Source organism: Mesorhizobium sp. WSM4976, from assembly GCF_029625685.1.
Taxonomy (GTDB): domain Bacteria; phylum Pseudomonadota; class Alphaproteobacteria; order Rhizobiales; family Rhizobiaceae; genus Mesorhizobium.
Window position 1 is genome coordinate 94,122 of sequence record NZ_JARTVT010000001.1, and the last position, 14,619, is coordinate 108,740.

At 63.0% G+C, this 14,619-nt stretch carries 14 protein-coding genes and 1 pseudogene; 11 read left to right on the top strand and 4 right to left on the bottom strand.

What is annotated here, in order from left to right:
• The 3 genes and pseudogenes from P9272_RS00435 (at nt 1) to P9272_RS00445 (ending at nt 2,183) form a co-directional block, all read left to right on the top strand.
• Nucleotides 1-544: pseudogene (locus P9272_RS00435) on the top strand (thioesterase family protein).
• 94 nt (nt 545-638) lie between these two features.
• Nucleotides 639-1,280 (top strand): helix-turn-helix transcriptional regulator, encoded by a 642-nt coding sequence (locus tag P9272_RS00440; protein WP_278157996.1) that lies wholly within the window; start codon nt 639-641, stop codon nt 1,278-1,280.
• A gap of 54 nt (nt 1,281-1,334) precedes the next feature.
• On the top strand, nt 1,335-2,183 hold the full coding sequence (locus P9272_RS00445) for a thermonuclease family protein (protein ID WP_278158570.1): 849 nt from the start codon (nt 1,335-1,337) through the stop codon (nt 2,181-2,183).
• On the opposite strand, the gene P9272_RS00450 is transcribed toward P9272_RS00445, so the two are convergent.
• Complete coding sequence (locus tag P9272_RS00450) at nt 2,146-3,795, bottom strand: lysine--tRNA ligase (protein ID WP_278157997.1); 1,650 nt, start codon at nt 3,793-3,795, stop codon at nt 2,146-2,148. The genes P9272_RS00445 and P9272_RS00450 overlap by 38 nt on opposite strands.
• 211 nt (nt 3,796-4,006) lie before the next feature.
• On the opposite strand from P9272_RS00450, the gene P9272_RS00455 reads away from it, so the two are divergent.
• The gene (locus tag P9272_RS00455; protein WP_278157998.1) at nt 4,007-4,420 is read left to right on the top strand and encodes a tellurite resistance TerB family protein; all 414 of its coding nucleotides are present in this window, start codon (nt 4,007-4,009) and stop codon (nt 4,418-4,420) included.
• Here P9272_RS00455 and P9272_RS00460 read toward each other — a convergent pair.
• A complete protein-coding gene (locus P9272_RS00460; protein WP_278158000.1) occupies nt 4,417-5,238 on the bottom strand; it encodes a transporter substrate-binding domain-containing protein in 822 nt (273 codons plus the stop codon). The two genes, P9272_RS00455 and P9272_RS00460, sit on opposite strands and share 4 nt — an antisense overlap.
• Nucleotides 5,239-5,517: 279 nt before the next feature.
• Between P9272_RS00460 and P9272_RS00465 the strand changes: the two genes are divergently transcribed.
• The 3 genes from P9272_RS00465 to P9272_RS00475 all read left to right on the top strand — a co-directional run bounded on the left by P9272_RS00465 (nt 5,518) and on the right by P9272_RS00475 (nt 7,927).
• Entirely contained in the window at nt 5,518-6,249 is a 732-nt protein-coding gene (locus P9272_RS00465) for a LuxR family transcriptional regulator (RefSeq protein WP_278158002.1), read from the top strand.
• Between the two features lie 275 nt (nt 6,250-6,524).
• Nucleotides 6,525-7,163, top strand: coding sequence for a GNAT family N-acetyltransferase (locus P9272_RS00470; protein WP_128256836.1), 639 nt, complete (start codon nt 6,525-6,527; stop codon nt 7,161-7,163).
• A 14-nt stretch (nt 7,164-7,177) separates the two neighbouring features.
• Nucleotides 7,178-7,927, top strand: a complete 750-nt coding sequence (locus P9272_RS00475) for an enoyl-CoA hydratase-related protein (protein ID WP_128256835.1) — start codon at nt 7,178-7,180, stop codon at nt 7,925-7,927.
• A gap of 114 nt (nt 7,928-8,041) precedes the next feature.
• Here P9272_RS00475 and ppk2 read toward each other — a convergent pair whose 3' ends face one another.
• Nucleotides 8,042-8,947, bottom strand: a complete 906-nt coding sequence (gene ppk2 / locus P9272_RS00480) for a polyphosphate kinase 2 (protein WP_278158009.1) — start codon at nt 8,945-8,947, stop codon at nt 8,042-8,044.
• A 201-nt stretch (nt 8,948-9,148) separates the two neighbouring features.
• Between ppk2 and P9272_RS00485 the strand changes: the two genes are divergently transcribed.
• Nucleotides 9,149-10,414, top strand: a complete 1,266-nt coding sequence (locus P9272_RS00485; protein ID WP_278158011.1) for an ATP-binding protein — start codon at nt 9,149-9,151, stop codon at nt 10,412-10,414.
• 108 nt (nt 10,415-10,522) lie between these two features.
• Nucleotides 10,523-11,245 carry a phosphate signaling complex protein PhoU gene (gene phoU / locus P9272_RS00490; protein WP_128256832.1) on the top strand — a complete coding sequence of 241 codons (723 nt, stop codon included), beginning with the start codon at nt 10,523-10,525 and terminating at the stop codon, nt 11,243-11,245.
• A 270-nt stretch (nt 11,246-11,515) separates the two neighbouring features.
• Here phoU and P9272_RS00495 read toward each other — a convergent pair whose 3' ends face one another.
• On the bottom strand, nt 11,516-12,034 hold the full coding sequence (locus tag P9272_RS00495; protein ID WP_095819596.1) for a GcrA family cell cycle regulator: 519 nt from the start codon (nt 12,032-12,034) through the stop codon (nt 11,516-11,518).
• A gap of 358 nt (nt 12,035-12,392) precedes the next feature.
• Here P9272_RS00495 and P9272_RS00500 point away from each other — a divergent pair, with 358 nt between their 5' ends.
• Nucleotides 12,393-13,592, top strand: a complete 1,200-nt coding sequence (locus tag P9272_RS00500; protein ID WP_128256831.1) for an aspartate aminotransferase family protein — start codon at nt 12,393-12,395, stop codon at nt 13,590-13,592.
• A 16-nt stretch (nt 13,593-13,608) separates the two neighbouring features.
• Nucleotides 13,609-14,520 carry an ornithine carbamoyltransferase gene (gene argF / locus P9272_RS00505; RefSeq protein WP_128256830.1) on the top strand — a complete coding sequence of 304 codons (912 nt, stop codon included), beginning with the start codon at nt 13,609-13,611 and terminating at the stop codon, nt 14,518-14,520.
• Nucleotides 14,521-14,619 lie beyond the last annotated feature (99 nt).

Below are 14,619 nucleotides of genomic sequence, written 5' to 3' on the forward strand. Positions count from 1 at the left end.
ATGTATGTCTGGGGGCGAATGGCACGCACCATGGCCACGGCGTCGAGCCGTGGCGCCTACAGAGTCGGCGAGGAAAGCCGGCTGGCCTTTCGCTGCCTGCCGATCGACGTCGACTTCAACCTCCATCTCAACAATGCACGCTACATGATGCTGGCCGATCTTGGCCGCATCGACATCTTCCTGCGCGTCGGCCTCATCGGGCTCGCGCGCAAAGAATGGCTGGGCGCCGATGATCGGCGGCCTGCAGGTCGCCTATGTGCGCGAGATCAAGCTGTGGCGCCGCTTCCAAGTGGTGTCGTCGATCGAGACCTGGGAAGGCACGTCCGTCATCGGCCGGCACCGCTTTGTCCTCGATGGCGGCGAGACCGCGGCGCTGATCATGACCACCGGCGGCGTCTATGACCGCGGCAGTCGGCGCTTCCTCGACATCGACGATGTCGTCGCGGCGCTCGGCTATTCCGCCCGGCCCCGTCCGCCGACCGAATCCGAACGGGCGTTCATGATTTCGCACAAGAACCTGCGCGAGCAGGCCAAGCAGATCTGATCGTCGGCGATCCGACCCTTCGCCAGTGGACAATCAGATGGTCGCGCGCTAGACAACGCCGAGGCATTTTTTCCTGTTTTGAAGGAGAGCCGACTTGCTCTCACACGATCGCGTCTGGGCCGCAATCGACGCTCTCGCCGAGCGCTATTCGCTGTCGGCTTCCGGCCTTGCCCGGCGCGCGGGCCTCGATTCGACAGCCTTCAACAAGTCGAAGCGCCTGTCCTCCGACGGCCGGCCGCGCTGGCCCTCGACCGAGTCGCTGGCCAAGATCATCGAGGCCACCGGCGCGTCGCTCGAGGAATTCACTGGACTTGTCGAAGGGCGCGGTGGCGGCTCCGTCGCCCAACACCGCAGCGCGGTTCCGCTGCTCGGCTTCGCCCAGGCCGGCGCGGGAGGCTTCTTTGACGATGCCGGCTATCCGGCGGGGCAGGGCTGGGATTTGGTCGAGCTTCCGGCGCGGGCGACCGAGACGTCCTACGCCCTGCAGGTGCAGGGCGATTCCATGTTGCCGCTCTACCGCAACGGCGATGTGCTGATCGTCGAACCCGGCGCGCCGACGCGCAAGGGCGACCGCGTCGTCGTGAAGACCACCGCCGGGGAGGTGATGGCCAAGGTGCTCGACCGGCAAACGGTTAAATCAATCGTGCTGGTTTCGCTCAACCCCGCCCACCCGGACCGGGACATCCCGACGCGCGAAATCGAATGGGTGGCGCGCATCGTCTGGGCGAGCCAGTAGGTCCGGCTGGTGCGGCTTCTTCAGACCATCCTGACAGTTCTGGCGGTTCCGGTGATGGCCGCCCTCGTCGTGGCAGGCGGCCGCGTGGTCAAGGGGCATGAGAGCGTCATCACGGTCGATCCGATCGATCCCATCGCCGGTGCGCTCCCCGCCGCCGGGGATGATACGCTCTCCGCTTCAGGCGTGGATACGCCCCCGGAAGAGCCGTTGACCTCGGCCATTCCCGCGCCTGCCGCTCCGCAGCCATCGAACCCCGTTGTTCGCTCAAGGGCCATCGATCCCGACGTCGTGGCGCCGCCCGAGCTGTCGGACCAGGAACTCGAACGGGTCGAACCGCGCGCGCCGCTCAGCGATCTCGCGCTGGCCGGGCCGCCCAAGCCCAAAATGAAGATGCTGGGCGACTGGAACGGCACCAAATTGTTTCAGCCGGTCGCCACCGCCGCCGGGCTGATCGAGGCGAAGGGCTATGCGGTCGCCGTGTCCGGCGTGGACGCCGTCAAGGCGGACGAAACCTGCAGCGTCGAGGGCCAGACCTGGGCCTGCGGCGCGCGCGCCAGGACAGCCTTCCGCGCCTTCCTGCGCGGCCGTGCGGTCGCCTGCGCAGTACCGCCGGAGGGCGGCCGCGACACCATTTCCGCCGAATGCCATATCGGCAATCAGGACATCGGCCAGTGGCTGGTGGAGAATGGCTGGGCGCGCGCCGCTCAAGGCGGCCCCTACCTCGAGGCCGAGAATAAGGCCCGCACGGCCAGGAAGGGTATTTTCGGCCCGGCGCCGAAGCTTGACGGCCTGCCGGCGGTGCCGGTCATGTCGGGTACGGCGCCGGGCGCGCCGGATTCGATCCTGCCGGCCGATGGCGGCGGCGTTACGCCGCCAACTGACCAGATAGCGCCCGCTCAATAAGCGCGCGCGTCTCGGCGAGGCCGTAGAGCGCGGCGAACGACCCGAAGCGCGGTCCGCGTTCCTGCCCGATCAGCACCTGATAGATCATCTGGAAGAAGGCGACCGACACGCCGGGTCCGCCTTCCGGGCTTTGCTTGGAATGGTCCTGGTAGCGTTCGATCTTGCGCGCCACATTGAGCGCGGCATTCTGGATCGCTTCGCTGTCGGCGGCTTGCGGCAGCGCGCCAAGCGCCTCGGAAAGCCTCGCCAGCGCCTCGCGCTCCACCTCGTCGGCGGCGCGGTAAACCTTGGTCGGCTTCACGAAGTCGTCGAAATAGCGGATCGCGTAGCCGGTCAGCCGGTCGAGCTCCGGATGCGTCTTCGGCGTCACGCCCGGCGCATGGCGCGAGATGAAGCCCCACAGCACCTCTTTGTCATGCGCGTTGGAGGCGCTCACCAGGTTGAGCAGCAGGGCGAACGGCACCGGCAGGTCGATGGCCGGCGGGTTGCCGTCATGCATGTGCCAGACCGGATTGCCGAGCCGCTCCTTCCAGTCCTGGCGCGGATAGGCGCCGAGAAAGGCGTAATATTCGTCCACCGCCTTCGGAATGACGTCGAAATAGAGCTTCTTCGCCTGCCGCGGCCGCTGATACATATAGAGGCCGAGGCTCTCCGTCGGCGCGTAGGTCAGCCATTCGTCGATGGTCAGCCCATTGCCCTTCGACTTCGAGATCTTCTGGCCTTCCTCGTCGAGGAACAGCTCGTAGACGAAATGCTCGGGCGCGCGGCCGCCGAGGATGTTGCAAATGCGGTCGTAGATGGCAGCGTTGGTCTGGTGGTCCTTGCCGAACATCTCGAAATCGACGCCGAGCGCCGCCCAGCGCATGCCGAAATCCGGCTTCCACTGCAGCTTCACATGGCCGCCCGTGACCGGCAGCGTCGTCACCGTCCCTTCGTCGTCGAAAGTGATGGTGCCGGCCTTGGCGTCGACATTCTTCATCGGCACGTAGAGCACGCGGCCGCTCGTCGGCGAGATCGGCAGGAACGGGCTGTAGGTCGCCTGGCGTTCCGGCCCGAGCGTCGGCAGCATCACGCCCATGATGTCGTCATAGCGTTCGGCGGCGCGCAGCAGCACTTCATCGAAACGGCCGGCCTTGTAGTATTTGGTTGCGCTGGCGAACTCGTAATCGAAGCCGAACGTGTCGAGGAAGCGGCACAGCATCGCGTTGTTGTGGTCGGCAAAGCTTGCATAGTCGCCGCCGAATGGGTTAGGCACCGAGGTCAGCGGCATGTGCAGATAGGGCTCGAGCGCGGCGCGGTCCGGCACGTTTTCCGGGATCTTGCGCATGCCGTCCATATCGTCTGAGAAGCACAGAAGCTTGGTCTTGACCTCGTCCTGCGTCAGCACACGAAAGGCATGCCGCACCATGGTCGTGCGTGCCACCTCGCCGAAGGTGCCGATATGCGGCAGGCCGGACGGGCCGTAGCCGGTCTCGAACAGCACGGTCTCTGGAAAGTCCTTGCCCTTGTACCGGGCGATGATTTTCTTGGCTTCCTCGAACGGCCAGGCCTTGCTCTCGGTCGCCGCGGTAAGCATCTCGGGATTGAGATCGATGAGGTTTGATCCCGTCATATCGAAGTTCCAGTCATGGCCGTCTTGCGGCGGATAAGATTTGTCGACCGGTCTCTAGGCGCGACAGGCCGGAGCGTCAACGATTTGCGGCGGTTTTCCTTGCGGCGCCACAATTGCGCTCCTACGTTCGAGCCTCGCTTACAAATACATGTCACCCAAAAAGTGAGTCGCGGTTCGGGGGGAATGACATGCACGCTGTCAGGAGTTTTGAATGCCTTTGTTGACGCCGCACGAAGCCCTGATCCACCTGATGGTCATCACCTCGGCTTCCGATCGCGACATGACCGATGTCGAACTGGCGCGGATCGGCGACGTCGTTCGTTCATGGCCGGTCTTCGTCGACTTCAACCAGGACAGGCTGATTCCGGTGGCGCAAGCCTGCCAGAAGGCGCTGCATGAGAAGGGCGGGCTGGAAGGCGTGCTGGCCCGCGTTGCCGAAGCGCTCCCGGAGCGGCTGCGCGATACCGCCTACGCCGCCGCTTTCGAAGTCGCCGCCGTCGATCTCGAAATGCGCATGGAGGAGGTCAGGGTGCTGCAGCTCATCCGCCTCAAGCTCGACCTCGATACCCTGACGGTGGCCGCGATCGCGCGTGCTGCGAAAGCCCGTCTGCGCACGCTGACCTAAAAAAAGCTCACCGGGAAATAGCGCAGATAAAACTCGGCGAAGGTGCCCTTGATCGAGATTTCCTGCAGCGCATAATCGAAGGCGGCGGCCAGCGCCGGATCGCCCGCCCTGGTGGCGATCGCCATGCCCGAGCCTAAATATTCCGGTGCCAGATAGGAACCGCCGGCAAAGCGGCAGCAGCCGGCCGCGTCGGTGCCACCCAGCCAGAAGGCGAAGCGCATGCCGTCGCCGAAGGCGGCGTCGATCTTGCCGGCCTTGAGATCGGCATAGAGGTCTTCCGGTGTGTCGAAGGTCACCACCTGCACGGTGCGGAAGTAATCGCGCAGCATTTTCTCATGTGCCGAGCCGGCGACGACGCCCACCCGCTTGCTGCGCAGCTTGTCGAGGATCGGCTCGGCGAAAGCCTTCGCCTTGGGCATGATGAAGCGCGCCGGGAACTGCATATAGGAGCGCGAGAAGGCGTATTTCTCGCGGCTCTCCGGCGTTGCGGCAATGCCGGCAATGATCGCCTCGCCCTCACCCTTCTGCAAGGCATCCTCCAACTCGTTCCACGGCAGAGCCTGGACCTGGCATTTCTCGACGACGCCCAATTCCGCGCAGATCGCCCGCGCCAGGTCGATGTGGAAACCGGACAGGCGACCCGAGCCGTCGAGGAAGTTGAAGGGCGGAAAATCGGTGGTCGTGAGGAATCTGAGTCGCGGCAGCGCGGAGAGATCGGGTTTCGGCAACCGCTCCTTGGCATCCCACAGCACCGGCACCTGCGGCTCCGCGCCTTGAGTCGCCCCGGCAAAGGGCAATACGCCGGCAAGTGCGGACATCAGGGCCAGAATTATCCACCGCAAGATCACGATAAGGCTCCGCCCAGTTCCCTGTTTGCAGGCTTTTCGTATGAAAATGGGGCAGGCACAACGGTTTTTGATTTCAAGCCACCAAATTAGGCGTATGGTTTAGCGCGTCTGCAAGTGATCTGGCGTGCCGGAAGGGGGAAGCTGCCGAGTGTGCTGAGGAGATTGCGACGCGGGGGTTGATGGCGAAGAGGTGTTCGGGCATCTATCCTCGGTAATGAAAAACAGAAGCAACATGGGGTAGATGTTGCGATGGGCCTATTCGATAGAACTCTGGAATACATAGACCAGTTGCAGAATGCTGGAACCGCGGCCGCGGTTTGCGAGAGACTGCTCGGCGTCACCTCGAATTTCGGCCTGACCGCCCTTATGGCGGGAACCGTGCCTCAACCGCGCACGCCGCGCGGCCGGCAGAAACAGCATGTGATGCTTTGCGATTGGCCCGGCGAATGGCTGGAGCGCTACGTGGCGCGCAACTATGTCGACCACGATCCGGTCGTCAGTCACATGAAACAGCTTCAGGCGCCATTCCAATGGCGGGACGCGTCCAAGAGCGCCGTGATCGACAAGAGCAGCGACGAAGTCATGGGCGATGCGCGCGAGTTCAAGTTGCGCGATGGTCTTGCGTTTCCGTTGGTGACGCTCGACGGACAGATCGTCATGGTCTCGCTGGGCGGTGAATCCGTTGAACTGTCGGACCAGGAATTCGGAATGGTCTCCCTGGCGTCGACCTATGCCATCGGCCGCGCGATGCAATTGCACACCAAGGCAGATAGCCTCGTCGATCACATTGAATTGACGGCGCGTGAGCGGGAGTGCCTGCAATGGGCCGCTGTCGGCAAGTCCGAATGGGAGATATCTCAAATTTTAGGCATCTCGGAACACACTTCCGAGAAACATCTTCTTAACGCCAAGAGCAAACTCGGCGCCGCCAACCGGGTGCAGGCAGTCGCCGAGGCCATTAGGCGCGGCTATATCAGTTAGGCCGGCCGTGCCGACCTGGAAGATTTCAGCCTACGCGATCACGTGATATTTTCAGAAAAGCGCAGCCGAATCTCCCTCTTGGGAGAGGGCTAATGATTTCTTAACGCCAAATCAAACTGGCCACCGCCAACCGTGTGCAGGCAGTCGCGGAGGCCATTAGGCGTGGCTATATTAGCCAGGTCGGCCGTGCCGGCCTAGAATTCTTGCCTACGCGTTCGCGTAATATTTTCGGGAAAGCCCGGCCGTATCATCCTCTTAAGCCCAGGAGACGGCTAATGCTCTTTGCCCTTACCACTCAGGAATTGATGGAACGCCCCGACCTTTGGGAGGCCGTCCATCGCCTACGCTACAAGATCTTTGTCGAGGAGATGGGATGGACCGATCTCGACCGTCCCGACCAGCTCGAGATAGATCAGTTCGACCATGACGAGGCCGAGCACCACCTTGTGATCCGCAACGGCGAGCTGGCCGGTTACCAGCGCATGCTGCCGACGACGCGGCCGCATCTTCTGTCGGATGTGCTGTCCGATCTCTGCGAGGGGCAGTCCCCCTCGGGACCGAATGTGTGGGAACTCACACGCTACGCGGTGGCTCCGGGTTTCCGTGACGGCAAGCGCGGCGTCTCGACGGTCGGCACCGAACTGATCGCAGGCTTCGTCGAATGGGGCCTGAAGCGCAACGTCAACCAGGTCATCATCGAGTTTGAGCCGATGTGGGTGCTCAGAGCGCTGCAACTGCACTTCCTGGCAAAGCCGCTCGGCTACCAGCGCACCTATGGCAACCAGCAGGTCGTGGCGACCCTGCTCACCTTCACCGAGCATACGCTCGGGGTCGTGCGAGCCCGCCGCAACCACTTCCTGCCGGTGCTGAGCCGCGGTTATCCGGGCCTGCTCGGCCTGAAGCAGGCTTCGTGAGCGGGGAGGTGGTCATGAGTTTCCATCCCGAACCGGAACTGCGCGGCCACACGCTGGTCGTCACGGTATCCTCGCATGACGGCCGCCCGGTGCTCGACAGGCATGCCTACGCGAGCCTCGCCAGCACTTTCCGTGAGGCCGCGGTCAATGACGAGGTCCGTGTCGTCATGCTGCGTGGCCTTGCCGGCTGTTTCTGCCTTGGCGGCGATTTCTCGGAATTCCTCGACGCCACCAAGCACCGCGAGCTGATCGCCGCCGTCACCGACATGTTCCGTATGCTGGCGACCTTCCCCAAGCCGGTGCTTGCCTGCGTCGACGGCGATGCCGTTGGCGTCGGCTGCACCATCCTGTTCCACTGCGATATGGTGATCGCCTCGAAGGGCAGCACCTTCAGGGTGCCGTTCGTCGATTTCGGCTTGGTGCCGGACGCGGCGACCAGCATCCTGGCGCCCCAGAAGCTCGGCTATGCAGGCGCCTTCCGCTTCTTTTGCCTGGGCGACACGCTCGGCGTCGAGGATGCCAAGGCCCTCGGCCTTGTCGGCGAGATCGTGACGCAAGGCAGCGCCGAGGAAGCAACGCTGGGGAGGGCGAAGCAGCTTGCCAAAAAGCCGGTGGCGGCGTTGCTGCAGACGCGGAGCCTTCTCAAGGGCGATACGACGGTGTTGTGCGATCGCATCGACCACGAGATCACGCTCTTCCAGCAGGCGCTTCAGGATGACACCACGCTGAAGCGGCTGCAGCGGATCGCCCGCCTGGCCGCCTGAGCGGGCGAGGCAAACTCAGCGCCGCGCAGCCGAAAGGCGCGCGGCGCTGCAATTCGTGTCCATCTCGTGCATGTCGTTTTCCCAGAACCGCCGCGCGCCCATGGGCGACATGCGTCAGTCCTTCAGGAAGGCGGGCCCTTCGCCGATGATCTTCTTGTCGGGCTTGCCGACGGCGTCGAGGTCGCGGCCGTCATAGGGCAGCGACAGAAGGATACGCTGGATCACCGCAAGCCGGCCGCGGCGCTTGTCGTTGGCGCGCACCACGATCCATGGTGAGAACTCCTTGTGCGTGCGCTTGATCATCTTGTCGCGCGCCTTGGTGTAGTCGTCCCATCTGCTGACGCCGGCGATGTCCATCGGCGAGAACTTCCAATTCTTCAGCGGCGACCAGCGGCGGTCATGGAACCGTTCCAGCTGCGTTTCGCGGCCGATGTTCAGCCAGAATTTGAAGAAATGAATGCCCTCGTTGCAGATCATCCGCTCGAAATGCGGCGTCTCGTCGAGGAATTTCTCCTGCTGCTCCGGCGTGCAGAACCCCATGACCGGCTCGACACCGGCGCGGTTGTACCAGGAGCGGTCAAAGGTGACGAATTCCCCTGAAGTCGGGAAATGGTCGACGTAGCGCTGGTAATACCATTGCCCGGCTTCCGTCGACGTCGGCTTGGGCAGCGCGACGTTGCGGGCGGTGCGCGGGTTCATGTATTGCCGCAGAACGAAGATCGTGCCGCCCTTGCCGGCCGCGTCTCTGCCCTCGAACAGCGCCATCACCCGCTTGCCGGTCGTCTGCAGCCAGGCCTGCGCCTTGACCAGTTCGATCTGCAGCCCTTCGAGCTCCTTTTCGTAGTCCTCGTCCTTCATCTTCTTGTCATAAGGATAGCCGCCGGCGGTGAGCTTGTTATTCTCGATCCAGTCAGGGAGCACTGGATTGTCGATGTCGAACTCGCGCTCATTGCCGTCGATCTTGATCTTGATCGGCGCCGTGGATGGCATCGCTTCAGCCGTTTCGTTGGCTTTTTTCATCCGGACGAACCTTTCCAGTTTGTGGACTCATGCTATGGAGCCTTGGCGGCGTGGCGCCCCTCTGGACGCATGCACGCCGCTAGCATTTTGATTTTGCGCATGAAGCTTCGCGGAATCGATCTTGATTTTCAAGGAGCCCATGCGTCGGGCTGGTCCAGCGAGCCGCTGACCGGTCGACGGGATGCGGGGTAGCACGGGCCTATGGCAGAGACCGGCGCGGGGCAGGACAGCAGGGGGCGAGCCTTGGCGGCGCGGCTTCGGCGCAACCGCTGGCTGCTTGCTGCGGGCTTTGTCGCGGTCATCGCCGTCTATTCTTTCGCCGGCGCTTCAGTTTATGTGCTGCTGCCGGCTTTGGCCCTGCTGGCGGCCACGGCGATGCTGCCTGCAGACGCCGAGCGTCGGTCGACCGATGCAGGAGCAGCGATCGAGGCCAGCGGACTGCAGCGGCTCTCCGGCGAGTATCTGGCGGCCGCGGTCGCCGATCCGCTGATTATTTTCGACCATTCCGCCTCGATGGTTCACGCCAACGCCGCTGCTTTCGCCGCATTCGGTGGCCTGGCGCCGGGCATGTCTCTGGCATTGAAGTTTCGCGCGCCGGAAATGCAGGCGCTGTTGGACGGCATCCTGTCGGGCGAGGTCGCCGCCGATGTGGTCGACTACACCGAAAAGCTGCCGGTGGAGCGGACATACCGGGTCAGCGCGTCAACGGTCGGCCATGCCACAGGCCTTTATGTGCTGGTGTTCAAGGATCAGAGCGAGGCGCGCCGCATCGATCGCATGCGGGCCGACTTCATCGCCAATGCCAGCCATGAATTGCGCACGCCGCTCGCCTCCATCGCCGGCTTCATCGAGACGCTGCGCGGACCGGCCCGCAACGACCCGGCGGCGCGCGACCAGTTCCTGCAGATCATGCAGAACCAGACGGGACGCATGGCCCGCCTGATCGATGATCTGCTCTCGCTCTCGCGGCTGGAGATGAAACCTTATCTGAGGCCAGGCACGGCGGTCGATCTTCGCCAGACGATCGACAGCGTCATCGATTCGCTCGGGCCGCTGGCCAGCGAGAACGGCATCGTCATCGAGCGGGACTTCATCGATGGCCCGATCTCCGTCCCCGGCGACCGCGATGAGCTTTTCCAGGTTTTCGAGAATCTCTTGGAGAATGCCTGCAAATACGGACAGTCAGGTGGACGCGTGACTGTCTCCATGGCACGCGTCGATGACGGTCAGGACCCAGGCATAGGCGTCACCATAAGAGACTACGGCCCGGGCATCGCCGAAGAACATATCCCGCGCATAACCGAGCGCTTCTATCGCGTCGATGTCGAAAACAGCCGCACCCAGAAAGGCACCGGGCTTGGCCTTTCGATCGTCAAGCATATATTGACCCGTCATAACGCAAGATTGTCGATCAAGTCGGAAGTCGGCAAGGGCGCGGCGTTCACGGTTCATTTGCCGGCTCGCTGATCGTTTACCGGCTGCCAACCGAGATTTTCTTCTTTCTGTCATGCCGTTCGCGTATCAGCGACAGATTGAGGGAACGCACCAGCCGGCACAAACCGGGAAGGCATATCGATGCAGTCCGTCCATACAGTCAGTGCCTATGACGAAGAGCTGAAATTCCTGTCCAAGCGCATTGCGGCGATGGGCGGTCATGCCGAGCGCATGGTCGAGCAAGCTGTCGCCGCCCTTGTCAATGTCGACCATGGCCTTGCCCAGAAGGTAATCCAGGACGACGTCGTCCTCGACGAGGGCCAACGCGAGATCGACGACAAGGCTATCATCATCATCGCCAGGCGCCAACCGATGGCGACGGATTTGCGTGAGATCGTCGGCGCCATCCGCATCTCGGCCGATATCGAGCGTGTCGGCGATCTTGGCAAGAACGTCGCCAAGCGCGTCGCCTCGGTCGACGGCCGTCAGCCGAACAGTCTTTTCCGCGGTATCGAGGCGCTTGCCAACCTGGCGCTGACGCAGCTCAAGGAAGTGCTCGACGTCTACGCCTCGCGCTCGGTCGAGAGGATCGGTTTCGTGCGCGATCGTGACGACCAGATCGACGCCATGTACACCTCGCTGTTCCGCGAGCTTTTGACCTACATGATGGAAGATCCGCGCAATATCACGCCCTGCACGCATCTTCTGTTCTGCGCCAAGAATATCGAGCGCATCGGCGACCATGCGACCAACATCGCCGAGACCATTTATTACATCGTCACCGGCGATCAAATGCCCGCCGAGCGGCCGAAGGGCGACAAGACCGACAAGGTGGTGCTGCCCGGCACGGTGCCGGCTAAGTGAATTCGGGCCCTCTCGAAGGTTTTCTGATCTAGGCTAAGCTCTTCCAGGCAGGGCGAATTGTCAGTTGCAGTCTCGGGAGGTTTGCGATGGAACAAGTTCGAAACCTGACCCCGGCCCGCAGCCAACGTCGGAAGCGACGGGCGAATAGGGAGTAGCGAACAGGGAACAACGAAAAAACGGCTTGCTCCCTGTCACAGTAGCTAAACCGCTCTATTCGCTATTCGCTATTCGCTATTCGCTATTCGCTATTCGCTATTCGCTATTCGCTATTCAGCGTGCCCGCCGCCGTTCCGCCGCCGGCTGGAACGCAACCCGGGAATGATACTTGCAATACGGCCCCGTTTCGGCGGCGTCGTTGCCGCAGAAGCTGAAATCTTCCGAGAGCGGGTCGCCGTTCGGCCATTTGCAGGTGCGTTCGGTCAGCTCGACGAGCTGCAGGTTGCGCGAGATGGGCACCACGACGTTCTCAACCGGGCGGATATAGTGCCGAGCGACCGGCTCGGCGTCGAACTGCACCTGCAGCGCGGTAGCGCCTATGGTGGCGGTCACATGGCGCGCCGGGCTCGCTGCGCGAGCCACCGATTTCTGCATCGACGCGCCTTGCGTCACCTTCTTCTGGCGCGCCGGGGCGGCCGTCGCGCGGCCACGGCCCGACAGCTTCAGGCGATGCACCTTGCCGATGACGGCGTTGCGGCTCACTCCGCCAAGCTGTGCGGCAATCTGGCTGGCGCTCAGGCCCTCCGACCACAATTTCCTGAGAAGTTCTACCCGCTCGTCAGTCCAATTCATGGGGCCGCGCTCCTGCTGAGGCGTGCGGCAGCCAGAATCCTTTCCCGAGCCGGCTCTCGCCGGGCAAACGACACCACATGTACCGGGTGATTTAGGTCCGCCGCACGAAATATAGTTATTTCTCGACTACAATTACCTTATGCGCTGACTCCGTGACAAGAGTCCCAGAGGCAACACCGATTCGGTTTTTACGGTTTTCCCCAACTTGCCTGTGCACTTATGAGCCGGCGCGGCGTCAGGGCATTGCCACGCGCTTCTGCGTGACGTTTTCGTTGACTTCATGGCCGAAAAACATGATAAGCCGCAGAGGCCGCCGCATTGGCGGCTTTTTTGATTTCCGGTTCCGGAGACGCATATAATGAGCGGTTCGGCGCTTTACGAGACCTTTGCCCGCGCACCCCTGGCTTTCGACCGTGGGGAGGGGACCTGGCTGGTCACCGACAAGGGCGAGCGATATCTCGACTTCGCGGGCGGCATCGCGGTGAATTCCCTGGGCCACAGCCATCCGCATCTGGTTGCAGCACTCACCGAACAGGCCGCCAAGCTCTGGCACGTTTCCAATCTCTACGAGATCCCGGAACAGCGCCGGCTGGGCGAGCGGCTGGTCGATGCCACCTTTGCCGACAAGGTGTTCTTCACCAATTCGGGCGCCGAGGCGCTGGAATGCGCCATCAAGACGGCCAGGCGCTATCAGTTCGTCAAGGGCTTTCCCGAGCGGTTTCGGATCATCACCTTCGAAGGCGCCTTCCACGGCCGCACACTGGCGACGATCGCCGCCGGCGGCCAGTACAAATACCTCGAGGGCTTCGGACCCAAGGTCGAAGGCTTCGACCAGGTTGCATTCGACGACATGGATGCCGCGGAAAAGGCGATCACTGCGGAGACCGCGGCCATCCTGATCGAGCCCGTGCAGGGCGAAGGTGGCATACGCCCGGTGCCGACGCAGTCCTTGAAACGGCTGCGGCAGCTCTGCGACCAGCACGGCCTGCTTCTGATCTTCGACGAGGTCCAGTGCGGCATCGGCCGCACCGGCAAGCTGTTCGCGCATGAATGGGCCGGCGTCACGCCCGACCTGATGGCGATCGCCAAGGGCATCGGCGGCGGCTTCCCGATGGGCGCCTGCCTCGCCACGGATGAGGCGGCGACCGGCATGACCGCCGGCGTGCACGGCACCACCTTCGGCGGCAATCCGCTGGCGATGGCGGTCGGCAATGCCGTGCTCGATGTGGTGCTGGCCGACGGCTTCCTCGAGGATGTGCAGCGCAAGGCGCTGCTACTGAAACAAGGCCTGGCCTCGGTCGCGGACGAATTTCCCGAAGTCATCGAAGGCATCAGGGGAACCGGCCTGATGCTCGGCCTGAAATGCGCCATGCCCAACACCAAGGTGAACATGGCGCTGCGCGACCAGCACCTGCTTGCCGTGCCGGCGGGCGACAACGTCATCCGCCTCCTGCCGCCGCTCACCGTCACCGACGAGGAGATCGGCGAGGCGCTGAAGCGCATCCGCGGCGGCGCCAAGGGCCTGACCGACGCGATAGCGGCCGAAGCCGCGAAATAGTTTCTGGAACCTGCCGATGAGCGTCCGCCACTTTACCGATCTATCCGCCGTTTCCGCGGGCGACCTGCGTGTCATGCTGGACGATGCGATGGCGCGAAAGACCAGGCTCAAGGCGGGCGAGCGATCCAAACCGCTCGATGGCAAGGTGCTGGCGATGATCTTCGACAAGCCGTCGACCCGCACGCGCGTGTCCTTCGACGTCGGCATGCGCCAGCTCGGTGGTGAGACTATCATGCTGACCGGCACCGAGATGCAGCTCGGACGCTCCGAGACCATCGCCGACACGGCAAAAGTGCTGTCGCGCTATGTCGACGCCATCATGATCCGCACCACTTCGCATGACCGGCTGATCGAGCTGACCGAGAACGCCACGGTTCCCGTCATCAACGGGCTGACCGACGACACGCATCCTTGCCAGATCATGGCCGACATCATGACCTTCGAGGAGCATCGCGGCCCGGTGGCCGGCAAGACATTTGCCTGGACCGGCGACGGCAACAATGTGCTGCACTCGCTGCTCGAAGCCTCGGCCCGGTTCCGTTTCAACCTCAATGTCGCGGTGCCGGAAGGGAGCGAGCCTTTCGAGAAATATGTCGACTGGTCGAAAGCCAACGGCGGCAAGGTGCGGTTTTCCAAGTCCGCCGAAGAGGCCGTCGACCAGGCCGATTGCGTCGTCACCGACAGCTGGGTCTCGATGGGCCAGGAGCACCGCGCTCGCGGCCACAACGTCTTCCTGCCCTATCAGGTGAACGCGGCGCTGATGGCCAAGGCCAAGCCCGATGCGTTGTTCATGCACTGCCTGCCGGCGCATCGCGGCGAAGAGGTCACCGACGATGTGATCGACGGACCAAATTCGGTGGTGTTCGACGAGGCCGAGAACCGGCTGCACGCTCAGAAGGCGGTGCTGGCCTGGTGCCTGGGCGCTTGAGAGGAGCGGACCTGACCGCTTCCGGTCCGATCTGGGTCAACTTGATCGGGGGATATGTGATGCCTATTTGCGGGCCATCACGTAAATTGAACGCGCTTC

What these genes read in the sequence shown, in the direction of transcription:
- P9272_RS00445 (WP_278158570.1), top strand. Translation starts at nt 1,335, where the DNA reads ATGGCCGCCCTCGTCGTGGCAGGCGGCCGCGTGGTCAAGGGGCATGAG.
- P9272_RS00450 (WP_278157997.1), bottom strand. Translation starts at nt 3,795, where the DNA reads ATGACGGGATCAAACCTCATCGATCTCAATCCCGAGATGCTTACCGCG.
- P9272_RS00455 (WP_278157998.1), top strand. Translation starts at nt 4,007, where the DNA reads ATGCCTTTGTTGACGCCGCACGAAGCCCTGATCCACCTGATGGTCATC.
- P9272_RS00460 (WP_278158000.1), bottom strand. Translation starts at nt 5,238, where the DNA reads ATGTCCGCACTTGCCGGCGTATTGCCCTTTGCCGGGGCGACTCAAGGC.
- P9272_RS00465 (WP_278158002.1), top strand. Translation starts at nt 5,518, where the DNA reads ATGGGCCTATTCGATAGAACTCTGGAATACATAGACCAGTTGCAGAAT.
- P9272_RS00470 (WP_128256836.1), top strand. Translation starts at nt 6,525, where the DNA reads ATGCTCTTTGCCCTTACCACTCAGGAATTGATGGAACGCCCCGACCTT.
- P9272_RS00475 (WP_128256835.1), top strand. Translation starts at nt 7,178, where the DNA reads ATGAGTTTCCATCCCGAACCGGAACTGCGCGGCCACACGCTGGTCGTC.
- ppk2 (WP_278158009.1), bottom strand. Translation starts at nt 8,947, where the DNA reads ATGAAAAAAGCCAACGAAACGGCTGAAGCGATGCCATCCACGGCGCCG.
- P9272_RS00485 (WP_278158011.1), top strand. Translation starts at nt 9,149, where the DNA reads ATGGCAGAGACCGGCGCGGGGCAGGACAGCAGGGGGCGAGCCTTGGCG.
- phoU (WP_128256832.1), top strand. Translation starts at nt 10,523, where the DNA reads ATGCAGTCCGTCCATACAGTCAGTGCCTATGACGAAGAGCTGAAATTC.
- P9272_RS00495 (WP_095819596.1), bottom strand. Translation starts at nt 12,034, where the DNA reads ATGAATTGGACTGACGAGCGGGTAGAACTTCTCAGGAAATTGTGGTCG.
- P9272_RS00500 (WP_128256831.1), top strand. Translation starts at nt 12,393, where the DNA reads ATGAGCGGTTCGGCGCTTTACGAGACCTTTGCCCGCGCACCCCTGGCT.
- argF (WP_128256830.1), top strand. Translation starts at nt 13,609, where the DNA reads ATGAGCGTCCGCCACTTTACCGATCTATCCGCCGTTTCCGCGGGCGAC.